At 51.2% G+C, this 15,820-nt stretch carries 19 protein-coding genes and 1 pseudogene; 11 read left to right on the top strand and 9 right to left on the bottom strand.

Annotated features, from left to right (window positions below):
* The first annotated feature begins 26 nt into the window (after nucleotides 1-26).
* Complete coding sequence (gene panC / locus HC248_RS02875; RefSeq protein ID WP_168921186.1) at nucleotides 27-875, top strand: pantoate--beta-alanine ligase; 849 nt, start codon at nucleotides 27-29, stop codon at nucleotides 873-875.
* 62 nt (nucleotides 876-937) lie between these two features.
* Here panC and HC248_RS02870 read toward each other — a convergent pair whose 3' ends face one another.
* The 4 genes from HC248_RS02870 to HC248_RS02855 form a co-directional block, all read right to left on the bottom strand.
* A complete protein-coding gene (locus tag HC248_RS02870) occupies nucleotides 938-1,957 on the bottom strand; it encodes an NAD(P)H-dependent glycerol-3-phosphate dehydrogenase (RefSeq protein WP_168921185.1) in 1,020 nt (339 codons plus the stop codon).
* An 18-nt stretch (nucleotides 1,958-1,975) separates the two neighbouring features.
* Nucleotides 1,976-2,443: a protein-export chaperone SecB gene (gene secB, locus HC248_RS02865; protein WP_168921184.1), complete on the bottom strand. Its 468-nt coding sequence runs from the start codon at nucleotides 2,441-2,443 to the stop codon at nucleotides 1,976-1,978.
* Between the two features lie 142 nt (nucleotides 2,444-2,585).
* Entirely contained in the window at nucleotides 2,586-2,843 is a 258-nt protein-coding gene (grxC, locus tag HC248_RS02860; protein WP_168921183.1) for a glutaredoxin 3, read from the bottom strand.
* Nucleotides 2,844-3,004: 161 nt separating this feature from the next.
* Nucleotides 3,005-3,415 carry a rhodanese-like domain-containing protein gene (locus tag HC248_RS02855; protein WP_168921182.1) on the bottom strand — a complete coding sequence of 137 codons (411 nt, stop codon included), beginning with the start codon at nucleotides 3,413-3,415 and terminating at the stop codon, nucleotides 3,005-3,007.
* A gap of 127 nt (nucleotides 3,416-3,542) precedes the next feature.
* Between HC248_RS02855 and gpmA the strand changes: the two genes are divergently transcribed.
* From gpmA to HC248_RS02840, 3 genes are all read left to right on the top strand, one after another.
* Entirely contained in the window at nucleotides 3,543-4,286 is a 744-nt protein-coding gene (gpmA, locus tag HC248_RS02850) for a 2,3-diphosphoglycerate-dependent phosphoglycerate mutase (protein WP_168921181.1), read from the top strand.
* A 234-nt stretch (nucleotides 4,287-4,520) separates the two neighbouring features.
* Nucleotides 4,521-5,960, top strand: coding sequence for a S41 family peptidase (locus HC248_RS02845; RefSeq protein ID WP_168921180.1), 1,440 nt, complete (start codon nucleotides 4,521-4,523; stop codon nucleotides 5,958-5,960).
* A gap of 29 nt (nucleotides 5,961-5,989) precedes the next feature.
* Nucleotides 5,990-6,769: a HesA/MoeB/ThiF family protein gene (locus HC248_RS02840; RefSeq protein ID WP_168921179.1), complete on the top strand. Its 780-nt coding sequence runs from the start codon at nucleotides 5,990-5,992 to the stop codon at nucleotides 6,767-6,769.
* A gap of 63 nt (nucleotides 6,770-6,832) precedes the next feature.
* Here HC248_RS02840 and HC248_RS02835 read toward each other — a convergent pair whose 3' ends face one another.
* Entirely contained in the window at nucleotides 6,833-8,818 is a 1,986-nt protein-coding gene (locus HC248_RS02835; RefSeq protein ID WP_168921178.1) for an AsmA family protein, read from the bottom strand.
* A gap of 298 nt (nucleotides 8,819-9,116) precedes the next feature.
* Here HC248_RS02835 and HC248_RS02830 point away from each other — a divergent pair, with 298 nt between their 5' ends.
* Nucleotides 9,117-9,497, top strand: a complete 381-nt coding sequence (locus tag HC248_RS02830; RefSeq protein WP_168921177.1) for a response regulator transcription factor — start codon at nucleotides 9,117-9,119, stop codon at nucleotides 9,495-9,497.
* 45 nt (nucleotides 9,498-9,542) lie between these two features.
* Here the strand turns inward: HC248_RS02830 and HC248_RS02825 are convergent.
* A pseudogene (locus HC248_RS02825) lies at nucleotides 9,543-10,175 on the bottom strand (response regulator).
* A gap of 148 nt (nucleotides 10,176-10,323) precedes the next feature.
* On the opposite strand from HC248_RS02825, the gene HC248_RS02820 reads away from it, so the two are divergent.
* The 6 genes from HC248_RS02820 (at nucleotide 10,324) to HC248_RS02795 (ending at nucleotide 13,976) form a co-directional block, all read left to right on the top strand.
* Nucleotides 10,324-11,667 carry a sensor histidine kinase gene (locus tag HC248_RS02820; protein WP_168921176.1) on the top strand — a complete coding sequence of 448 codons (1,344 nt, stop codon included), beginning with the start codon at nucleotides 10,324-10,326 and terminating at the stop codon, nucleotides 11,665-11,667.
* A gap of 224 nt (nucleotides 11,668-11,891) precedes the next feature.
* On the top strand, nucleotides 11,892-12,056 hold the full coding sequence (locus HC248_RS02815) for a DUF1328 domain-containing protein (RefSeq protein ID WP_168921175.1): 165 nt from the start codon (nucleotides 11,892-11,894) through the stop codon (nucleotides 12,054-12,056).
* Between the two features lie 63 nt (nucleotides 12,057-12,119).
* A complete protein-coding gene (locus tag HC248_RS02810) occupies nucleotides 12,120-12,509 on the top strand; it encodes a DUF883 C-terminal domain-containing protein (RefSeq protein WP_168921174.1) in 390 nt (129 codons plus the stop codon).
* Between the two features lie 136 nt (nucleotides 12,510-12,645).
* On the top strand, nucleotides 12,646-13,011 hold the full coding sequence (locus tag HC248_RS02805) for a hypothetical protein (protein WP_168921173.1): 366 nt from the start codon (nucleotides 12,646-12,648) through the stop codon (nucleotides 13,009-13,011).
* A 9-nt stretch (nucleotides 13,012-13,020) separates the two neighbouring features.
* On the top strand, nucleotides 13,021-13,506 hold the full coding sequence (locus tag HC248_RS02800; RefSeq protein WP_168921172.1) for a hypothetical protein: 486 nt from the start codon (nucleotides 13,021-13,023) through the stop codon (nucleotides 13,504-13,506).
* 155 nt (nucleotides 13,507-13,661) lie between these two features.
* A complete protein-coding gene (locus HC248_RS02795; protein ID WP_168921171.1) occupies nucleotides 13,662-13,976 on the top strand; it encodes a BON domain-containing protein in 315 nt (104 codons plus the stop codon).
* Nucleotides 13,977-14,071: 95 nt separating this feature from the next.
* Here the strand turns inward: HC248_RS02795 and HC248_RS02790 are convergent, their stop codons facing one another.
* The 3 genes from HC248_RS02790 to HC248_RS02780 all read right to left on the bottom strand — a co-directional run bounded on the left by HC248_RS02790 (nucleotide 14,072) and on the right by HC248_RS02780 (nucleotide 15,806).
* The gene (locus HC248_RS02790) at nucleotides 14,072-14,551 is read right to left on the bottom strand and encodes a BON domain-containing protein (RefSeq protein WP_168921170.1); all 480 of its coding nucleotides are present in this window, start codon (nucleotides 14,549-14,551) and stop codon (nucleotides 14,072-14,074) included.
* A gap of 63 nt (nucleotides 14,552-14,614) precedes the next feature.
* Complete coding sequence (locus HC248_RS02785) at nucleotides 14,615-14,812, bottom strand: CsbD family protein (RefSeq protein WP_168921169.1); 198 nt, start codon at nucleotides 14,810-14,812, stop codon at nucleotides 14,615-14,617.
* A gap of 148 nt (nucleotides 14,813-14,960) precedes the next feature.
* Nucleotides 14,961-15,806 (bottom strand): DUF429 domain-containing protein, encoded by an 846-nt coding sequence (locus tag HC248_RS02780; RefSeq protein WP_168923632.1) that lies wholly within the window; start codon nucleotides 15,804-15,806, stop codon nucleotides 14,961-14,963.
* Nucleotides 15,807-15,820: the final 14 nt, after the last annotated feature.

The raw sequence follows: 15,820 nt of genomic DNA, 5'->3' as shown, positions 1-15,820 counted from the left end.
AAGAAACAATTTTTCAAGGTAAATGAATGCATATAGTCCACACCATCGCTGAGCTGCGTGCGCATCTGGCGGGCTTTGAACGTCCCGCGTTTGTACCCACAATGGGAAACTTGCATGATGGCCATATTGCGCTGGTCAAACAGGCTAAACCGCTAGGTGATGTGACGGTGTCCAGCATTTTTGTGAACCGTCTGCAGTTCGCGCCAAATGAAGATTTCGACAGCTATCCACGCACACTGGATGCAGACGCCCAAAGACTAGAGGAAGCCGGTTGCAACGTACTGTTTGCGCCGCGCGAAAAAGAGCTTTACCCAGAGCCTCAGACTTATAAAGTGCATCCAGCCACAGACTTGAGTGACATTCTTGAAGGCCATTTCAGACCCGGCTTTTTCATAGGCGTGAGTACTGTTGTGCTAAAACTTTTTTCCTGCGTCTTCGCCGGTATGCCAGGCGGCGTGGCCGCTTTTGGTAAAAAAGATTACCAACAGGTGCTGGTGGTGCGCCGCATGATTGCGCAGTTTGCACTGCCGATTGAAGTCCTTGCTGGCGAGACCCAGCGCGCCAGCGATGGTTTAGCCTTATCGTCGCGCAACAGCTACCTCAGCCAAGCCGAGCGCGAAGAAGCCGCGCAACTCTCGATTGCCCTGCGCGCACTGAGCCAAGCGGCTAGAGCCAGCGACTCGCCCGACCTACCCGCGCTAGAAGCCCAAGCCATGCAGGCCTTGGCCAGACGCGGCTGGAAACCCGACTACCTCACCGTGCGGCGTCGTACGGATTTGCTAGCGCCTCAAGCACCGATGGCACAAGAGCCACTGGTAGTGCTGGGCGCAGCAAAGTTAGGCAATACCCGATTGATTGACAATTTAGAGTTTTAAAAACGTCTAAACGACAGCGCAAACGGTTACTAGCCGTCTGCGTTATGCGGGCTCAAAACCCCTTAGACCATCTCGTTTTTGGGCTCTCGCTCCATCAGCAAACTCACAACGTCATGCGCAGAAACACGTCCTTCTAGCAGCTCAACCACGGCCTCGGAAATTGGCATATCTAAATCCAACAGCCGTGCACGTTGCACCACTGTATGGGCGCAATAAACACCTTCCGCGACATGACCCAGCGACTCGATCGCTTGGGCCAGCGTCTTGCCCTCTGCCAACTGCAATCCAACCTTGCGGTTGCGGCTTAAGTCACCGGTTGCCGTTAACACCAAGTCGCCTAGGCCTGACAAACCCGTGAAGGTTTCAGCTCTGGCGCCAAGCGCCACGCCCAAACGCATCATTTCGGCCAAACCACGCGTGATCAGCGCCGCTCTGGCGTTCAAGCCAAGATGGAGTCCATCGCATAAACCGGTAGCAATCGCCAGCACGTTTTTAACCGCGCCACCGACTTCAGCACCAATAATGTCGTCGTTGGCGTAGACACGTAGATTGGGACCGTGAAAGGCGCTGACCAGCGCATCGCGCACTTCGGCGGAATCACTGGCAGCCACCAAAGCCGTCGGCTGGCCACGTGCGACTTCAAGTGCAAAACTAGGTCCACTGAGCACGCCAGCGCGTAAGTTAGGCGCTACCTGAGCGAGAATTTCATGCACCATCAAACCAAAAGGTCTGGCGTTGGGAATGTTTGATACCGGCGCCTCAAAGCCTTTGCTAAGCCAAGCAACTGGCACAGTCGCGTCTCTGAGGCTGTGCAGCATGCTGCGCGCAGCAGACAGCGGCGTAGCCATGACGATTAAGTCCTGACCAGCAATCGCCTCAGCAATAGGCTCAGACGGCCCACCACTGAGCCTGAGCTCAGCCGGCAGCGCTGGGCCTGGCAGATAACGCAAATTGCTGCGATCAGCGCGCAGCGCAGCGAGTTGTTCAGCGCTGCGCGCCCAGAGCGTGACTTGATGTCTGTCACTCACGCTCAGCGCGAGAGCCGTACCCCAAGCACCGGCGCCAAGAACAATAATTTTCATACGGGCATGGCCCGTGAATTACACAAGGATTTGTGGCGCAGCGTCGCTAGCTGCGGCGGCTTCAGCTTGCTGCTGGTCGTACATGGCTTGGAAGTTGATTTCGGCCAAATGCACGGGCGGAAAACCACCGCGCTGAACGATATCGGCAACATTGCCGCGCAGGTAGGGATAGACGATTTGCGGGCAAGCAATACCCATCACAGCGCCCATTTGCTCGGAAGGCAGATTGCGAATTTCAAAAATACCGGCTTGTTTGGCTTCAACCATGAAGACTGTCTTCTCACCGATTTTTGCGTGAACGGTGGCGGTCACGGTAACTTCGAACAAGCCGTCAGCGACTGGGGCGGCTTCGACGCCGAGTTGAATATCAACGGCTGGCTGCTCTTGATTGAGCAAGATTTCAGGGGAATTAGGCTGCTCTAGCGACAAATCTTTGAGGTAGACGCGCTGAATTTGGAATACGGGGTCAAGATTAGCTTCAGCCATAGGATACTTTCAGTTTGTGTTTTTGATTGCTTGCAAGGCCAAGAGAAAAGCCCGGCACACGGTGCATTATTACAGCCCCGAATGACTGGTTTCAGGCTCGCAAGAGCGGGCGATTAAATTAGGCCGCTGAAAAAAGGCTGTATTAAACAGCGTTGAGCATGGGCATTAAGCCGCCGCTGCCGTCGAGTGCGACTAAATCGTCGCAGCCACCCACGTGGTTTTTACCGATGAAAATTTGCGGCACCGAGCGGCGGCCGGATAAATCCATCATGACCTGACGCTCGCTAGGTTGTGAGTCGACCCGCACCTCATCGAATTGAATGCCGCGTTGCGTGAGCAACTGCTTGGCGTGAACGCAGTAGGGGCAGCTGCCCGTGGTGTAGATCTTGACTGTTTGCATAAATTACTCTGATCCTAATTTGCCATGATGCCCTGCAGATTTGCCACAAAAAAAGCCAAAGAAATTAAGGAAATTAAAAAGTTTGGGTGCTGGTAATTGTGTGCAATTGCCGTGTCTAGCGAACGGCCTAGGAGGAAATCTCCAAGCCGCGCCTGCAAGTGTTAGGCTTTATCAAGTGGTAGGTTAGCCTCTTTCCATGCTTTCAGTCCGCCACCAAGCACTTGAGCTTGCTCGTAGCCGAGTTTCTTAGCCATGGCCAGCGCGCGTTTGGAACGTATGCCAGAGGTGCAAACCAAAATTAAAGGCAGAGCCTTGTTTTTAACCACTGCAGGTAGTTTGTCTTCGAACTGCTCAAGCGGTACATTTTTAGAGCCACCCACTCGGCCAGCGGCAAATTCGCTAGGCTCGCTAACATCGATCACGACTGCGCGTTCACGGTTAATCAGTTGCACCGCAGCACCAGCGCTCAAGGCGCCGGCGTTAAGGCTGCTAGACAACAGAGGCCAGAGCAACATGGCGCCAGAAGCCAGAGCTATTGAGAGAAGCATCCAGTTATCGATCAGAAATTTCACTTTAAACCTTTGAATTGATTGTCACTAAACAACTGATTTTAGAATGGAGGCGTCGCTTGATTTACCAGCGCAGTGTTTTAATCTTGTCTTTTACTCTTTTAACCCTACTCAAGGGCATACCTCACCCATGTACAAACTTGTATTGATTCGCCATGGCGAATCGACCTGGAATCTTGAAAACCGCTTCACTGGTTGGGTCGATGTTGATCTCACTGAGACCGGTGTAAATCAGGCAAAAAATGCCGGCAAGCTACTCAAAAACCAAGGTTATGACTTTGATGTTGCCTACACCAGCGTTCTCAAGCGCGCCACCCGAACGCTGTGGCATGTGCTCGACGAGATGGACCGCAGCTGGTTGCCGGTAGTGCACAACTGGCGCCTCAATGAGCGCCATTACGGCGGTTTGCAAGGCCTCAACAAAGGCGAGACAGCGAAAAAATTTGGCGATGCACAAGTTCTGGTTTGGCGCCGCAGCTACGACACCCCGCCGCCGCCCCTAGACCAAGCCAGCGCCGACATCGAAGTTCAAAATCCCCGCTACGCCAGACTCAAGCCAGGCCAAGTACCGCTGACCGAGTGTCTTAAGGACACGGTTGAACGCGTGATGCCATTTTGGAACGAGGCGATGGCACCGGCAATTAAAGCGGGCAAACGCATCGTCGTCGCTGCCCACGGCAATTCAATACGTGCACTTATTAAATATTTGGATCAGGTCTCAGATGAAGACATCGTCAACCTGAATATTCCAAACGGCATACCCTTAGTCTATGAACTTGACGAGCAACTAAAACCTCTGCGCCACTATTATTTAGGCGACAGCCAAGCCATAGCATTGGCCGAAGCGGCGGTTAGCGCGCAAGGCAAGGCTTGAGAAAAGACAATTGACGCGGCAAGCCGGTCATCGGGTAAATGAAAAAAGTAAAGCTGCGGTAAAAGCAGCTGTAAAAAGACATATCTAGACAGATTTACCGGCTTTTGCGTAGTCACTGCGCCAAGCCTGTGGAACTCTAGAGTGAGGTCTTTGTCCTAGGTGTATATTTCTTCGATGTTGAGGAGCGCACGGCTCCTGCAAGCGGCTTAGCAAGGTTTTTTTAAGGTATTTCTTATGGGTCAAAAGCTCAAGATCGCAGGCTGGATTTCTATTGGTGTCATCTCAGGCGCACTGACCACGGTGCAATTGCAAGCCGTCGCACGCGGCGCGATGACACCCTTGCCGCTAGAAGAATTGCAGCAGCTCGCTGCGGTTTTCGGCATGATCAAAACTGATTATGTAGAACCAGTGGACGAGAAAAAACTCATCACCGACGCTATCTCCGGCATGGTCTCCAGCCTAGACCCGCATTCGGTTTATTTTGACAAAAAGTCTTTCAAAGAATTTCGTGAAGGCACTAGCGGCCGATTCGTCGGCGTGGGCATAGAGATCACGCAAGAAGACGGCTTGGTCAAAGTAGTCTCTCCTATCGAAGGCTCGCCAGCTGATCGCGCGGGTCTCAAGCCGAATGACTTGATCACAAAAATTGACGACACCGCGGTTAAAGGTTTGTCGCTCAACGATGCGGTCAAAAAAATGCGCGGTGAACCCAAGAGCAAAGTGGTGCTCACGATCTTTAGAAAAGATGAGAGTCGTACCTTTCCGGTCTCCATAATCCGCGAAGAAATTCGTACCCAATCTGTGCGCAGCAAAGTCATTGAACCCGGCTACGCTTGGATTCGCTTGAGCCAATTCCAAGACCGTACGGTTGAAGACTTCACCAGCAAAATGGAAGCGATTTACAAACAAGAGCCCAACCTCAAAGGCTTGGTCCTTGATTTGCGCAATGATCCGGGCGGTCTGCTTGACGCCGCGGTTGCAATCTCGTCAGCTTTCTTGCCAGAAAATGTGGTGGTGGTCTCGACCAATGGCCAATTAGCTGAAAGTAAATTCACCTACAAAGCCTCGCCCGAGTTTTACCAACGCCGCAGTGGCGCAGATCCACTCAAACGCCTGCCCGCAGCGATCAAGACTGTGCCACTCGTGGTGCTGGTCAATGAAGGCTCGGCATCGGCTAGCGAGATCGTCGCCGGTGCACTGCAAGACCACAATCGCGCCACCATCATGGGTAACCAGACGTTTGGCAAAGGCTCGGTGCAAACCGTGCGTCCGCTAGGTCCAGACACAGGGATCAAGCTGACCACAGCGCGCTACTACACGCCTAGCGGCAAGTCGATTCAGGCCAAAGGCATAGTGCCCGATGTTTGGGTTGATGAAACGGCAGAAGGTAGCCCATTTGCTGTGCTGCGCACACGCGAGGCCGACCTCAGCAACCACCTAAGCAGCGGTCAAGACGCTGAAGTTAAAAATGTCGCCCGTGAAAAAGCCCGCGATGAAGCCCTCAAGCGACTAGAAGCTGAGTCGCGTAAAACGCCGGAACAACGTCGTCCCCCAGAGCTCGGCAGCGACAAAGACTTCCCGTTAATGCAGGCCATTAATCAGCTCAAGGGCAAACCCGTGCTGATTAGCAAAAGCACCTTGATTGAAAACAAGAACGAGAAAAAAGAAAATTGAATGTGGCAATCAATAGGCGCGGATAAGCCGTGAACGACTCGCAACTACTGCGCTATTCGCGGCATATTCTTCTCGATGAGTTGGGGATTGAAGGTCAGCAAAAACTGCTCGCATCACATGCACTCATCATTGGCGCCGGCGGACTGGGCTCGCCGGTAGCGCTGTACTTAGCCAGCAGCGGCGTGGCCCGTATTACGGTCATAGACGATGACCGGATTGACGAGACCAATTTGCAACGTCAAATTGCCCACAAGCTCGCCGGTGTGGGCCAGCTTAAAGCCGAATCTATCGCCCAAGCAATCGCCGCCATAAATCCTGACATTGAAGTTGTTTGCGTGACCTCGCGAGCCGACGCCGCACTACTAGACCAACTCATGCCAACAGTCGATGTGGTGCTCGACTGCAGTGATAACTTCAGCACCCGTCACTTGATTAACCAAGCCTCAGTCAAGCATCGAAAGCCCTTAGTCTCAGGTGCAGCCATACGCTTTGACGGTCAGGTTTCAGTCTATGACCCGCGCCGCTCAGACTCTCCTTGCTACGCCTGCGTGTTTCCACAAACCGAAATATTTATTGAAGAGCGCTGTGCCAGCATGGGTGTATTTGCGCCGCTAGTGGGCATCATAGGCAGCGTACAAGCGGCAGAAGCACTGAAACTGCTGTGCCACGTAGGCCAGCCTTTAACTGGCCGACTATTGATGTTAGATGGCCGATATATGGCGTGGAATGAACTCACAATCCCAAAAGACCAGAACTGTTTGGTGTGCGGGTCTGGACACAGTGAAACGTCAAAACGCGTAACGACCTAGAGCGACTCAAGGCACTTATGGTGACTTAGATTAATAGCGGTTTAACGTCCATCTATAGATCGCTTATTGCCTACTCGCCGCTTTAAGGGCTTGCCGACAATCGGCATCCTGACCCGGCCCGGTTTCTACGGTTGCAGCCAGTGCCAACAACGGATTGATCAAACCCAGCCCGATCGCCAACCCAATGCGACCGGCCAGCGCCAGCTTATCCACGCCAACTGTTGGCGCAGCAAAACTGCCAGCGATTTTAAGAGGCGAGCGCAGGCTCAAAATACTACCGTCCTTGGGTTCGGGATTAAAAACCATATACAGAGATTCATTCGCCAAATTGACGCTGCCACGGCCTGTAATCAGGGTATCTGTCGTGTCGAGCATTAGCGTGGTGCTAGTCATCAAGCCCTGCTTGACCGAGAACTCAACGGCAGCGCAGCGCAGCATTACATTGCGGTCGCCCCTGAGCAAAAACTTAATCACTTCACCGCCATCCAAGCCTATAAACTCCAGCAAAATATTACTCAACTCACCTCGTCCCACCACCAAAGCCAAATTGCCAGAAGCTGATCCCAACATAGACGCGGCGGTATTGCCCTTACCCGCCAGACTGATCTGACCGGTCACTTTACCCAAGCTGCTTTTGGTGCTTTGGAGTGTTGGAAACAATCGATTGAGTTTGAGTCCGCGCACATCAAAGTGGGTATCAAACACTGCCGGTGTCTGGTTCGCATCAATCGTCATACGCCCGCTGAGCAATCCGCCGGCGACACCCAGCGCCAGCGGATCGAGTTGCAACACGCCGTCAGTCAGTTGCACATGCACGGTGCCGCTGTCCAAAGGCAACTGTTTGACGTGACGAATAGCTACTGCGTTATAGGTCACATCTGCATTCATAGCCTTGAGGCGCTCTAAGTCTAAAGGGATGGTGGGCAGTACCCTGCGGCCAGAGTTTTGCTTGGTCTGACTCACCCGGACTTGGGATCGGTCGGGAGCTGCCCTTGTGTTTACGCTCCCCTTGGTCGCACTTGGCTTAGTCTTGCTTGGTGCCAAGCCAACAACGGGGGCTAGATCGCTAAAGTCCAGCAATTTAGATTGCAGCTTGCCACTCAAGCGCGCCACCGATCCGCTGGTATCAAAGCTAAGCGATCCCGACAAATCGGAGCTCCCCAACAAGCCATCGATTTGGCTCGCCGTCCAGCGGTTACCTTGTCTGACCAGCTGGCCTTTGAGTTTGTAGGCGGGGGTTGATGGCAGCACCACACCGCTGAGTTGATAAAGCTCAGCTAGGTTACGGCCTTCAATTTCAAAATACGTCATCAACCCGCTGAAGTCCGCTAAATTTGCGACTGAGCCCTTGGCCTTAAGTCGGGTGTTTGCGGTAATGACATTGATCTCTAGCGGAAATGGCTGCTGCAAATTTCGACTCAGCTGCAGCACACCACCGCTTCGACCCGTTGCTTTAAAACGCTGGTTATGCCATTTACCGTCTGCTTTATAAAGTAGTGGTAAAAGTGCGTTGTCCTCAGGCGTGAGTGAAAATTCGGCGCTGATGTCCGCACCTTTAGCCGAATCAATATAGGTCAGCAAACCCTGGCTAATAGTCAAAGCGCCCACCTTGGGTACTGCGCTGACGTCAGAGGTATCGCTAGACAAGGCCCAAGTGCGTCTTCCATCGGCTTGCATTTGCAAGCCTATTTCAGGCTGAGTTAGCAGCACACGCGGTAACTCCAAACGCCCTTGCAACAAAGGCCACAAGCGCATCTCGAATTCGGCAGACTCAGCTTTGATCAAATATGGATTTTTCGCCCACTCGGGGTTGGCGACGACCAAACCATCGAGCTTGACAGTGATGCTGCGGCCTAAGTCGACCGAGAGGTGACGCGTAATTTCAAAGCGACGACCCAATTGCTCAGAGGCATAGCGGTTAAGGGGCTCGCGCAGTCGGTCCCATGGGAACAACAAAAGTGTCAGCACTACCACCAGCAGCAATGAAAGAGCAGACAGCAGCGAAACTATCAGCCAGCGCGGCGCCTTGAAAAAGCGAAATTTAATCATGCGTTTAAAAACTCGTTTGATAGCTCATTTCCGCACTACAGGAATTGTGCAAATATTAATAAGCATTCTTACTTTGCCCGATCAGGCCGGTTGCCATGACCAGTCAATTGCCTGTGAAAATGTAGGCATAAGCTGATATTTTTCGCTGCGTAGGAGAGCTCCTACAGTTTGAGGGTTGTACGGCTGTCACAACTTGACTCAATCACAAGATATATTCATATTTATTCTTAATAATTATTTTTAGCTGCTGAGCACTAATTTTTAGCTAAAAAAATTCGCCCTTTTTCTGGACATTGCCGTGAGATTAAAAACCTATATTGTCGAAGACAATCCAACGATTCGAGAAAACTTGATTGCCACTCTGGAAGAGCTAGTGGACATTGAGGCCGTGGGCACCTGCGAAACTGAAAACGAAGGCTGTGCATGGCTGGCTAGCAGTAGCAACAAGTGGAATCTGGCCATCATTGACCTGTTTTTAAAGCAAGGCAGTGGTTTAGGTGTACTGGCGGCATGCCGCGACCGCAAACCCGAACAAAAGGTAGTTGTACTTAGCAATTACGCCACCGCCGATATTCGCCAGCGTTGTGCTCAACTGGGTGTGGATGCTGTGTTTGATAAATCCAATGAAATCGAAGGCCTGATAGATTTTTGTATTCAACAAAGAAGCGCCACTCCATAACGACAGTCTGCGGCGCATCGATTGCAGCCGCAAACAAATAATTCATTAATCAATGAGCTTATTTTTAAGTGCGTAATAGGTCAGATCGCTATTTGAAGCAAGACTCATTTTTTCCATCACTCGCGTGCGGTAAGTACTGACCGTCTTCACGCTCAAGGACAAAGCCTTAGCAATATCACCCGCAGTTTCGCCCTTGGCAAGCTTGAGGAAAACCTAAAACTCACGCTCAGACAATTGCTCGTGGGCCGCAACATCATGCGGACGATTCAGCTGCTGGGCGAGCAACTCAGCCACTGATGCCGTGATGTAGCGCTTTCCCAAAGAAATCACGCGAATCGCGTCGACGATTTCGGACGGATCACACTCTTTGTTCAGATAGCCACTCGCACCTTGACGAATCAAGTTCACTGCGTAGTGCTCTTCTGGATAGCCACTCAGAATTAATATGCCAACGTCAGGCGCCTTCGCACGTATCATGGCCAGTGCGTCTATGCCGCTTTGGCCGGGCATGGACAGGTCCATGACCAAAATATCTAACTCGACGTTGCGAACTAAATCAATAGCCTCGCGCCCGCTACCGGCTTCACCCACAACGCGCAAATCAACTTGATCCGAGAAAAATTGCCTCAAACCCGAACGCACAATTGCGTGATCATCAACTATTCCGATTTTTATCATGTTGCTAACTTTCTATCTGACTGGCCTGAAAAGTAGGCACATGTAACAAGCATTAACGACCTCAACGGTCATCTTAATTAATGATGTGTGCATTATTATTCACAAATAAATTGAACAAGTATTAAACAAGTGTCAAACGGAGCAGGTGATGAAGAAATTTAGTCTTCCCAAACTAGTCATCAGCCTTCCAGTGGCTGCGCTAGTAGCAATCGCTCTTATCGTCATCAACGAAATCAGCTTTCAGCAATCAGTGGATGCAGCCGCTAGCGTCAACGAGGCACAGCAAACAAGCAGCTTGCTTAACAAGCTGACAGAACAGGTTCTTGACGCTGAATCGGGTCAACGCGGTTACTTACTAACGGGCGACCCGGCCGATCTCATGCCCTACCAGTTGTCTACCGCCAAGATCAACCAACAGCTCGAAAAACTGCGCCAAATCTTGGCGCCTTACCCCAGTCAGCGAGCTGAATTCAACATTCTATCCAACCAAATCGCCAGCAAAATGGCCGAAATGGACTTGAGTATGCGAATGCGAAAAGATGGCAATGAAGATGTGTGGAAATTTGTTCTCACCACCGATGTTGGTAAGAAGTACATGCAATCCATACGCCAAGAATCCGACTCAATTGCCGCTAACAACCAAAACAAAATGGAGTCAGCGCAAATCCAATTCAAAAAAACCTTGGTGTTTTCACGCCTAGGTGTGGCGGTGGTAGCACTGGGCGGCTTGTTGGCTTTTTATATGTACCTCATGCAGACCAAAGCATTGTTCGAAACCAGCGTGCGTGCGCAGGAGTCGCTCAAGCGCGAACGCGACCAACTCGATTTACAAGTTAGAGAGCGCACCGCCAACTTAGCAGAGTTGGCCACTCACTTGCAAAACGTACGTGAAGACGAACGCGGCCATCTGGCTCGCGAGTTGCACGACGAGTTGGGCGCACTACTTACCGCCGCCAAACTTGACGTCGCCAGACTCAAGTCAAGACTGGGCGACAACCTGCCAGAAGCGGCGGAGCGTATTGCGCATTTAATCAGTACGCTTAATAGCGGCATAGCACTCAAACGCCGCATTGTGGAAGACCTGCGGCCGTCCTCGCTGTCGCATTTAGGATTGGTGGCTTCGTTGGAAATTTTGACGCGCGAATTTGAGGAGAGCTCTGGCCTATCCACCACCACAGACCTCGAAAACGTCGAACTAAGCAGCTCTGCCGAACTCACGGTTTACCGATTGGTGCAAGAGTCTTTAACCAATATCACCAAATACGCGCAAGCCAGCGAAATAGTAGTTAGCCTACTCAATACCGGCAGTCTGGTCACAGTGGAAGTTAGCGACAACGGCAAAGGTTTCAACCCACAAGACATCAGTCCGGGCAGTCATGGCTTAAACGGCATGCGCCACCGTGTGGAGGCAGCGGGCGGCAAGCTCAAAGTCAGCAGCACACAAAACGCGGGCACGTGTATTTCCGCAGTCCTGCCCAAAAACCACTCATAACAACCAGCGTTTATCAATTTATTCATTCAACACTGGTCGTAATGTTCCAATTACGACACGTCTATTTGTCGTCTATTTCCTACACAAGCTCACCTGATGAGCTGACAATGGCGCAGCGTAAAAGCCGAGAACCCTCCGCAATGTGCGGGTCTAGAATATGTGTGATGTCTTGGAGGCAATCCAACTCAGGCCGGGCCATAAAACCAACCCTTAAGGAGCTAAAGATGCTGCGTTATTCAGTTATTTTTTTTATCATCGCCTTAGTTGCTGCGCTCTTTGGCTTTGGCGGCATAGCCGCCGGAGCAGTCGAAATTGCAAAAATTCTTTTCTTTATATTTGCTGTCTTAGCAATTGTCGGTTTTGTGTTTAGTCTAATGAAGAAACATTAAGACAAACGCCACTTCGACCCGTCACTTCTGAACTTTTAAACCACCTCAACTTAAGGAATAGCCATGAATACCAATCCATCAAAAATCGTCCAAGACAGCATGCCAGCGGTACGCCAAGCCTCCGAAAACTTGCTGCATGGCGCCGAAAAAGCCATGGAAAACACCCGCGAATACGCCAACGTAGCACTGGATAAAGCCGAGCATAAAGTGCGTGAACTGCGTGGTCAGGTAGACCCCATCGTTGACATGCTCGCCTCGAAAGCTCAGCATTTGGCTCGCCAAAGTCTAGACATGGCGTCTGAAGCCAAAGAACGCGCACAGCAGTCTCTTTCCCGGGCCACCGCAACCACCACACGCTATGTTGCCGAGCAACCGCTGCGTTCTGTGCTGATTGCCGCAGCAGTCGGCGCCAGCGTAGCGCTACTGATTGCTGCAAGTCGTAAACGTCGCTAATCGCTAAGAAGCGCTATGAAGCGCTGCGAATAGTTTTTAGCAGCTACTAATTGCGCGTCAATTTCAATTGACCGCAGTTAGCATTAATGCGCTTTAAACGCCATTAATTACGATAAATCAGAGCGAAGGTAAAACCATGCTGCACCCACTTGTATCAACCTTGATACAGAGACCTGACTTAATCGTCGATCACGTCGCGGCCTATGCCGCACTGTTTCAGGAAGAGGCGACAGAGGTAGGGCAGGAGTTAATGCAGCGCGCCGTGGCTTGGATGTTAGCGGTGCTTTCCATCATGGTGTTCATAAGCCTTGCAGGCATAGCCTTTATGCTGGGCATGCTGCTGCAACAGTTTCACTGGGCCTTGATTGCAGTGCCTGGCTTAGCACTTGTGTTTGCCATCGCAGCCTTTTTGTTCGCAAAAAAACCAATCAGCCAAAACCGTTTTCCCGACCTCAAAGCTCAGATCGCCAGCGACGCGATTGCCTTGCGCTCAGTCGCCTGAGTGCTAACTATGCAACATCAAGAAATCAGCCCACAACAGCGGCTTGCACTGAGCCGGCAAGCCATGCTTCGATATATGCAAAACGGCAACCACGACCTGGGCAGACCGCAAAGCCATGACAGCAACGATGCACATGATGCCTACGAAGCGCCAAATTCAGGCAGAAGTCATTGGGACATTCTTAAGCACACCGTCAAAGTTTGGTGGCATCACCATCCGGCCAATATTGCTTACGACATGGTTCAGCCGTTGGTCAAAATCTATGCGGCCGAACACCCCTTCAAAATCTTGGCTGTCTCGGCTGGCGTAGGCGCAGCAGCGGTGTTAATTAAACCTTGGCGTTTAGTTTCTGTAAGCGCACTGCTGGTCTCGGCGATGCGCTCATCGAATATCTCCAGCGTAGTCATGACCCTATTGACCTCAAGTATTTACAACGCCACAGCTAATCAGTCGGACACTAATGCGGCAGATAATCCGACGCAACAAGCAGACTGAAAACGCCAATACCAAAAACTAGTGACCATAAAAAAGCCACGCTAGAGACTGATTAAACCAACGACTTAATTTTTTCTGTTTGACTGGTGTAGTGCCACTGATCAAACATTTAATGGCCCACGCACTAAAAGTTAGAAAATTAATCAGGAAATATTATGAAATACGTACGCGCTATTGCATTTGCAGCCCTTGCCGGTATCACCATTATTTCAGCCGGTTGCGCCGTCGAACGCGGCCAATCAACCGCTGGCGCATATGTTGATGATGCAGCGATCACCACCACCGTGAAGGCTAAATTCGTACAAGACACCGTGGTTAGCGCGAACGCTATCAGCGTTGAAACGCTCAATGGCACGGTGCAACTTTCTGGTTTTGCAAAATCCAGCAACGAAAAAGAACGTGCAGAAATGCTTGCTCGCGGCGTGAAAAATGTTCGTTCTATCCAGAACAACATTGTTATCCGTCCTTAAATCGCTGTTTGCATGAAGCCCGCTTAAGGCCGGCTGAGCATAAAAAAAGCGCTGTCAAAAACAGCGCTTTTTTTTCGTCAGCACACCGCTATGCTTTAACTATTTTGAAGCACCAACTGATTGTCAACAGACTTCACACCAATTGTATTTTTAACCAATTCGGCAGCTTTATTTTTCAGCTCGGCATTCGGCGATGAACCTGTCAAAGTGACAACGCCAGCACTAGTCGTGACATCAATTTTGGTTTTATTCAATTGCGCATCTTTGGCCAAGCCGGCACTGATGATGGTGGTAATGACGGCATCATCGACTACCTTGCCTGCTGCGATGGCGGCCTCAGCACCCATTACTTGCGCCTTTTGAGCCGCGTTACTCATGAGGCCACTGGCATAAGCGATTGACTGCTCGGTCATCGCTTTGCTCTTGTCAATGGCCTTCTTAGCAGCCTGCTCGGTATGACGAGCGACAGCTTGGTCATCAATAGGATTGCCGCATGCGCCCAGCGCCATTAGCGCTAACAGTGAGCCGGCCAAAGCCAAAGCGTTACGGTGATGGCGTGATGTTTTCAATTGCATTGAAAATTTTCCTCAAAAAATACGGTGTGATACGAGAAAACTAACGAAAACTGGGCCTCTTGCTCAAAGTTTGTCAATGAAATCTTTGGCTTTGTCCTTAATGGACTCCTTGGTGTCTGCCAGCCCAGACTTGAGCTTACCTTCAGCCTGATCGGCTAGGCCTTCGCCCCGCAGACTTTCGTTGCCAACCGCCTTGCCAACGGCCTCCTTGAGTTTGCCTATCCCTTGGTCAACACGACCTTGCACTTGATCTTTGTTCATTGAAGTACTCCTTGAATGCTTAAAATTGAAAGAGCCGGTCTTGCGTTAGACCTAATCTTTAATTGGAACCGCTATCAAAGTAAGCCATGGTCAGCAAGCGCCGACATGTGCGTAGGACATTGCGCTGCACTGGTAAAAACCTTGAATCTCAAGCTGTAATGACCCAGCCTTCAAGCGAATCGACGTCAGCGGGTAGGCCAAAACACTTTGCTCCTTGCCGGTGCTGGCGCTCTGCCCAAGCAGCTTGCATCAGACAAAGCACGGCATCCAAACTATCGCCCTTGGCATCATCGACCAAACTATCGCGCTGAGCGTGCGTCAGCTTAAGCCTTAACGCCAAACGACTTTGACCATACTCTAAAGCGGTGATCAAGTCCTTGCGGGCAATGAGGCGGTCAGGCGTTTGCTTGGCTTTGTCATCGCTCTTGTAAGAACGTCTGCCGATAAGCTCACGGGCTAATAGACCCGGATAACCTTCTAGCGCGACGCGCTGAAGATCACCATCTTTAAGACCGGGTAAATGAACGCCCATCTTGACTAGCCTTGGCACGCCGGCATGCAGCATAAAAGCAACTGGCGGGTTTACCCATTTCATAGAAGGGCTAGAACCTGCAGGAATATCGGTGGCGCGATGGGCGAATTTTCCACCTACCGGTCTGGCATCACAAAAACCGGCGAAAGCATTGCGTATCTCTTCGCGGCTCAAGCTTTCGTAATGTTTGATGAGCTCAACCCAGACTGAGGGCCAGCCCAAATTAAGCACCAGTTCACGTGGCAAGCCAAAAGGTAAATCAAAAGCGCCTAGCCAATGCTGCGGCAAGCCCAGCCAGTCTTCGAAACTTTGTAGAGACGGAAGAAACTCCAGTTTTTGTAGCTGTACCCGGCCTTGGCTTTGCTGACCCAGCGCCAGCACTATGGGTTTGCTGCGGGTTGGGCTACTGGAGAAATCACAGCCCAATAAAAAGTCTGGGGATGGCCTGTCAGTGGGCGGCAAACTAGCCAGCGACT

The organism is Polaromonas vacuolata (assembly GCF_012584515.1).
Classification (GTDB): Bacteria; Pseudomonadota; Gammaproteobacteria; order Burkholderiales; family Burkholderiaceae_C; genus Polaromonas; species Polaromonas vacuolata.
This window is presented reverse-complemented; position numbering and strand designations above follow the sequence as displayed.